A 6,380-nucleotide genomic window follows, 5' to 3' on the forward strand; every position below is an offset into this window, starting at 1 on the left:
TGCCCGTGAGCGCTGCCCGTGAGCGCTGCCCGTGAGCGCTGCCCGTGAGCGCTGCCCGTGAGCGCTGCCCGTGAGCGCTGCCCGTGAGCGCTGCCCGTGAGCGCTGCCTGTGAGCGCGGTCCCCGGCGGTGGTGCCCGGGGACCGCGCGGCGTGCTCAGCCGCCGAGGAGCTCGGTGAAGCTCGGGGTGGCGGCGAACGGGTCGGCGGGGCCGTCGTTCTCCCGGCGCGCGACCCGCTGGGCGAGCTCGCGGCCCGCGCGGGCGATCCGCCGGGGCAGGCCCGCGGCAGGGTCGTCGGCGCTCGCGGCCCAGTCGTCCGTGGCGGCGAACACGCTGGTGGGTACGACGTCGGCCCGCAGGTAGGTGAACAGGGGCCGCATCGCGTACTCCAGCGCCAGGGAGTGGCGTGCCGTGCCGCCGGTGGCGCCGAGCAGGACGGGCATGCCCGTCAGCGCGTCGGGGTCCACCACGTCCCAGAAGGACTTGAACAGCCCGGAGTAGCTCGTGGTGAACACGGGCGAGACGGCGATGAGGCCGTCGGCGCCGGTCACCGACTCCAGCGCCCCGGCGAGGTCGCCGGTCGGGAACCGGGTGAGCATGGCGTCGACCACGGCGTGGGCGACGTCGCGCAGCTCGATCGTCTCGACGCGCACGCCGTGCCCGAGGTCCTCGAGCTCGCGCACGGTCGCGTCGGTCAGCCGGTCGGCCAGCAGCCTGGTCGAGGACGGCTGGGACAGCCCGGCCGAGACGACGGCGAGGGTGCGGCCGGCGGTGCCGGGGACGCCCGGGGTGCTCGTGGGCGTGGTCATGCGCGTGCCTCCTGCGATCCTGCGGACTGGGTGCCCTCAGCAACGGTACCGGTGTACGGGTCCGAGGTGTCACCGACGTGGGTGGCGCCCGCCTGGCCCGCGGCGCGGGCGGCGGCGACGCGCTCGGCGTGCGTGGGCGGGTTCAGCGGCACGTCGTCGGCGGGCCGCTTGGCCTCGACGATCTTGCGCAGCTCGGGCACGACGTCGGAGGCGAGCAGGTCGATCTGCTCGAGCACGGACTTCAGCGGCAGGCCGGCGTGGTCGACCAGGAAGAGCTGGCGCTGGTAGTAGCCCACCTCGTCCACGAACGACGCGTACCGGTCGATGACCTGCTGGGGCGAGCCCACGGTCAGCGGCGTCTCGCGCGTGAAGTCCTCCATCGACGGGCCGTGACCGTACACGGGCGCCTCGTCGAAGTAGGGCCGGAACTCGTTCCACGCGTCCTGCGAGCGCTTGCGCATGAACACCTGACCGCCGAGCCCGACGATCGCCTGGTCGGCACGGCCGTGGCCGTAGTGCTCGAACCGCTGACGGTAGAAGCGCACCATCTGCCGGGTGTGGTGCATCGGCCAGAAGATGTTGTTGTGCAGGAAGCCGTCGCCGTAGTAAGCGGCCTGCTCCGCGATCTCGGGGCTGCGGATCGAGCCGTGCCACACGAACGGCGGCACGCCGTCCAGCGGGCGCGGGGTGGAGGTGAAGCCCTGCAGCGGGGTGCGGAACTTGCCCTCCCAGTCCACGACGTCCTCGGTCCACAGGCGGCGCAGCAGGGCGTAGTTCTCGACGGCCAGCGGGATGCCCTGGCGGATGTCCTGACCGAACCAGGGGTAGACCGGGCCCGTGTTGCCACGTCCCATCATGAGGTCCATCCGCCCGTCGGAGATGACCTGGAGCATCGCGTACTCCTCGGCCAGGCGCACCGGGTCGTTGGTGGTGATCAGCGTGGTCGCCGTCGACAGGGTGATGTGCTTGGTGACGCCCGCCAGGTAGCCGAGCATGGTGGTGGGCGAGGACGCGACGAACGGCGGGTTGTGGTGCTCGCCGGTGGCGAAGACGTCGAGGCCGGCCTCGTCGGCGTGCCGGGCGATGGTGAGCATGTCGCGCACCCGCTCGGTGTCGTCGGGCGTGCGGCCCGTCGTGGGATCGGTGGTGACGTCGCTGACGGAGAAGATTCCGAACTGCACGGCTGCACTCCCTGCTCGTGGCTCTCGTGGACCTGAGGCCTAGGTTCATGCGTTTGCATGTACATGCGGCTGAACCGTGGCACCCCTGCCGTTGTTCCCCGCGCCCCGCCGCCATCGGGTGACGTCGCGCACAAAGGGTGCCTGCAGGGCGGTCTCAAGTTGCGCACGACGCGCCGACTGGCCAGCCTGAGGGGGCAACCGTCACGTCCATCGCCACCATGCCACGTCTGCGGCACTCGGTGTGGACCGTGCTTCACGGGACCTTCACGCACCGGCGGAACATCCGCCGCCGGGACCGCGTTGGACCCTCAGGCCCCTTCCCACCGACCTCCAGGAGGACGACATGCCCGACCGGTCCCTGCGCGGCATGAGCATCGGCAGCAAGAGCATGGAGTCCGACGAGGGCGTGGACTTCGCCCCGCGGTTCCAGGCGCACTACGACTGCCCCAACGGCCACACCATCATCCTGCCGTTCTCCACCGAGGCCGAGGTGCCTCCGGTGTGGGAGTGCCGGTGTGGCGAGGAGGCGCTCCTGCGCGACGCCGAGAAGCCCGAGCCGAAGGCCACGAAGCCCCAGCGCACCCACTGGGACATGCTGCTCGAGCGGCGCACCGTCTCCGAGCTGGAGGAGCTCCTCGACGAGCGTCTCGAGCTCCTGCGCGCCGGCAAGCTGCGCCGCAGCGCCTGACGCACACGTACGAAGGGCGGGCACCCCACGGGGTGCCCGCCCTTCGTCGTCCTCGCAGGCCCCCGCACGACCCGTCGGGGTCCGTCGCGGCGGGTCTCGTCACCGGCGTCGCGCGAGCGTGGCCGACACGATCCCGCCGGCCACCAGCACCACCGCGGCCGCGCCCACCGCCCAGCCGGGCCAGTAGCCGGCCCGCACCGCGGGCGTCAGCTCGGTGCGCAGCGGCAGGTCCGCCACCAGGTGGTCGGGCGTGAACAGCTGCGTGCGCGCCACCAGCGTGCCGTCCGGCGCCACGACACCGCTGACGCCCACGGTCGAGACCTGCACCGCGGCGCGACCCGTCGTGATCGCCTGCAGCCTGGTCATCGCGAGCTGCTGCGTCGACTCCGCGGTGTACCCGAACGACGCGTTGTTCGTCGGCACCACCAGCACCTGCGCGCCGCGCTGGACCGCGTCGCGCACGATCTCGTCGTAGGCGACCTCGAAGCAGATCACCGTCGCCATCGGCACGGTCACCGGCCCCGACCCGTGCCCGATGGCGGCGCCGTCCGCCGGCAGGTTCACGACCGCCGGCTCGGTGCCGGGGATCATGTCGGTGGTGACCCGGTCCACCTGGGAGCTGAACAGCCGCACGAACCCGCGGATCGGGATGTACTCCCCGAAGGGTGCCGGGTGCTGCTTGGCGTACCGCTGGGTCACGCCCTGACCGGGCTCCCACAGCAGCGCCACGTTGTACCGCCCGCCGGAGGCAGGGAACTCCTGGGCGCCCACGAGGATCGGCGCACCCACGGCCGTGGCCGCGTCGTCGAGCGCCGCCCCCACCTCCGGTGTGGTCTGCGGGTCCAGGTCCGAACCGTTCTCCGGCCACAGCACCACGTCGACGCCGTCCCCCGGGCCCTGACCGTAGTCGCCGGCCGCCTGCTCGTCCGCGATCGCGTACGTGCCGCGCAGGTGGTTGTTGAGCACCTCGGCCCGGTTGGCGAACGACCCCTCCCCCGGCTCCGACACGTTGCCCTGCACCGCGCCGGCCCGCAGCACGCCGGCCTGCGCCGTCCCCGTGCCGGCGTCCACGACCCGGCCCACGTGCCCCGGGTCCGCGGCGTCGCTCACCTCACGGGTGGCCGCGTCGTGCGCCAGCGGCAGCAACGACGGACCGACGACCAGCGCCGCCGCCGCGACGACGAACGCACCGGCGCTCGCGGACCCTCGCGCCCGGGCCGTCGCGTCACGCCAGTCGGTGCGCGCCACCCGGGCCACGGCGAGCGCGAGCAGGACGCCGGCGGCCGCGACGAGGAACGACACGAGGGTGGTCCCGCCCAGCCAGGCGGCGCGACCGGTGGGAGCGCCGGCCACCGTCCACGCGAGCCGCCCCCACGGGAAGCCGCCGAAGGGGATCTCCGAGCGCCACTGCTCCACCGCGACGAACAGGACGGCGAACACGACGCCCTGGGCGTGCGGGTGGCGACCGACCCAGCCCCAGCGCCGCGCCCACGTCCACAGGGCGCCGAACCCGGCGAGGAAGAGCGCCTCGAGCGCCGCGAGCGCGATCCACGGCACGGTGTCGGTGGCGAAGTTGGCCCACCAGATGTGCGGCAGCCAGAACGTCAGGCCGGCGACCAGCCCGACGAGGAAGTTCCACCCGGCGGCGCGACGTCCGTCGCGGCGCATCGCGGCGAACAGGAGCGCGACCCCGACGAACGCCAGCGGCCAGGCGCCGACGTCGGGGAAGGACGCCCACAGGGCGGCGCCCGCCGCGACGGCCAGCAGCAGCGTCGCCGGCCGGCTCGCCCACAGGCCCGCCCGGGGCCGCGCCGCCGTGGTGGTCGTGGTGGCGGGGCGGTGGGGGCCCGGGTCGGCGGACCCCTCGACGGGAGTCGGGCTCACGTGCAGCACCCCCGCAGGGTACGTGACCGTGACCCCGGCTCGGTCCCTCGCCTGCTCGCAGGCATGCGGGTCGGGTCAGTCGAAGGTGTCGTACAGGACGACGCCGTCGCGCACGGTCTGCAGGCAGACGGGCTCGGGCTCACCGGGCGACAGGTCGGGCAGCAGCGGCTGCCCGGCGCGCGCCTCGGGGTTCCACGCCGACAGGCGGCCCTCGGGTGCCTGGACGGCGAGCGTGTCGGCACGCCACACGGCGAGGTGGGCCGGCGCTCCGACGCGCAGCTCGCCCGCGCCGGTGTGGTCGAGGCCTGCCAGCCGCCACCCGCCGCGCGTGTGGGCACGGAACGCCGACCGTGCGGAGATGCGCTGCGTGGTGTCCTCGTGCGTGAGGGTCGCGCGCACCGCCTGCCAGGGGTCGAGCGGGGTCACGGGGGTGTCGGAGCCGAACGCGAGCGGGACGCCTGCGCTCGCCAGGTCGGCGAACGGGGACAGGGTGGACGCGCGGGCCGCTCCCAGGCGTGCGGCGTACATCCCCTGGGTGCCGCCCCAGGCGGAGTCGAACGCCGGCTGCACCGACAGCGCCACGCCGTACAGCAGGAGGGCGGCGAGGGCCGACGCGTCGACGAAGAGGGCGTGCTCGATGCGGTGGTGCGCCGCGCGCAACGGGCCGGGGCCGAGGTCGGCGGCCGCGAGCTCGAGGCCGCGGACCACCTCGTCCATGGCCCGGTCGCCGATGACGTGGAAGCCGCCCTGCGTGCCGGCGGCGGAGCAGGCGGCCAGGTGCGCGGCGATCTCCTCGCCGTGCAGGAACAGCCGGCCGTCGGGCTCGGCCACGCCCGGTGCGGGCACCAGGTCGCTGTACGGGTGGCGCAGCGCCGCCGTGCGCGAGCCGATCGACCCGTCGGCGCACAGGTCGCCCGCGATGCCCGTCAGGAACGGCAGCTCGCCGAGCATCTGGCGCGCGTCGTCGGCCGTCGCGCACAGCTCGCCGCGGTAGGCGACGACGTGCGGCAGCCCGCCCGCGGGGTGGGCGGTGAGCGCGACGAGCTCGGCCAGCCCCTCGCGGGTGTCCATGTTGGGTTCGCTCATCTCGTGCACGCTCACGATGCCGCGGGCAGCCGCGTCCTGCAGCGCGCGCCGGTAGGCGCGCGTGCGGCGCGCCGGGGAGACCTGTCGCACGACGGCCGCGGCGGTGTGGTGGGCGTCGGACGTCACCATGCCGGACGGGTCCCAGCCGGTCAGGCGGTCGAGGCCCGCCGCCCGCGCGAACGACGTGGACACGACGGCGCTGTGCCCGTCGACGCGGGACGCGTACACGCGCCGGCCGCCGCAGGCGGCGTCGAGCTCCTCGCCCCGGGGGGCGCGACGCTCGGGCCAGGTCTGCTCGTCCCACCCGAACGCGAGGAGGACCTCCTCACCGCCCGGGTCGGCCGCGTCGAGCTGCCGCGCGCCGCGGGCCAGCGCGTCCAGCGCGTCGGCGAGCGAGGTCACGGCCCCCGCGGTGAGGTCGACGGAGTCGGCGGCCAGGCCGGTCTCGAGCAGGTGCACGTGCGCGTCGACGAATCCGGGGGCGACCAGGGCCCCGTCGAGGTCGATCACCCGGTCCGCTCGCGCCGCGAGCCCTGCCGCCGTGTCCTCCGCCCCGAGCCAGGTCACGACCCCGTCGTCGACGAGCAGCGCCTCGGCGAACGGGTCGGCGGACGAGTGGACGACTCCGTTGCGGTACAGGGTGGACGTCACGGCTTGCACTCTAGGGCACCGGCCCACCGGCGACCCGCGCAGATCCCTCACCGGTTCGTCACACCACGCGCGGGTGGGCGC

Annotated in this window: 5 protein-coding genes; 1 reads left to right on the plus strand and 4 read right to left on the minus strand. The window is 74.5% G+C overall.

Annotation, left to right across the window (positions count from 1 at the left end; all coding sequences use genetic code 11):
• Positions 1–155: 155 nt before the first annotated feature.
• Both ACWGKI_RS19240 and ACWGKI_RS19245 read right to left on the minus strand, forming a co-directional pair.
• Positions 156–809: an FMN reductase gene (locus tag ACWGKI_RS19240; RefSeq protein ID WP_452189167.1), complete on the minus strand. Its 654-nt coding sequence runs from the start codon at positions 807–809 to the stop codon at positions 156–158.
• Positions 806–1,990 (minus strand): LLM class flavin-dependent oxidoreductase, encoded by a 1,185-nt coding sequence (locus ACWGKI_RS19245; RefSeq protein ID WP_380245590.1) that lies wholly within the window; start codon positions 1,988–1,990, stop codon positions 806–808. The genes ACWGKI_RS19240 and ACWGKI_RS19245 overlap by 4 nt, the downstream gene beginning before the upstream one ends.
• Before the next feature lie 343 nt (positions 1,991–2,333).
• Between ACWGKI_RS19245 and ACWGKI_RS19250 the strand changes: the two genes are divergently transcribed.
• Positions 2,334–2,678, plus strand: coding sequence for an RNA polymerase-binding protein RbpA (locus tag ACWGKI_RS19250; RefSeq protein ID WP_225566476.1), 345 nt, complete (start codon positions 2,334–2,336; stop codon positions 2,676–2,678).
• A 99-nt stretch (positions 2,679–2,777) separates the two neighbouring features.
• Here the strand turns inward: ACWGKI_RS19250 and lnt are convergent, their stop codons facing one another.
• Together lnt and ACWGKI_RS19260 are read right to left on the minus strand one after the other, a co-directional pair.
• The gene (lnt, locus tag ACWGKI_RS19255; RefSeq protein WP_452189170.1) at positions 2,778–4,571 is read right to left on the minus strand and encodes an apolipoprotein N-acyltransferase; all 1,794 of its coding nucleotides are present in this window, start codon (positions 4,569–4,571) and stop codon (positions 2,778–2,780) included.
• Between the two features lie 66 nt (positions 4,572–4,637).
• The gene (locus ACWGKI_RS19260; protein ID WP_452189172.1) at positions 4,638–6,299 is read right to left on the minus strand and encodes an amidohydrolase; all 1,662 of its coding nucleotides are present in this window, start codon (positions 6,297–6,299) and stop codon (positions 4,638–4,640) included.
• Positions 6,300–6,380: the final 81 nt, after the last annotated feature.

This window comes from Isoptericola sp. NPDC055881 (assembly GCF_053615895.1).

Coding starts and splice junctions, on each gene's coding strand:
- ACWGKI_RS19250 (WP_225566476.1), top strand. CDS start 2,334: ATGCCCGACCGGTCCCTGCGCGGCATGAGCATCGGCAGCAAGAGCATG.
- ACWGKI_RS19240 (WP_452189167.1), bottom strand. CDS start 809: ATGACCACGCCCACGAGCACCCCGGGCGTCCCCGGCACCGCCGGCCGC.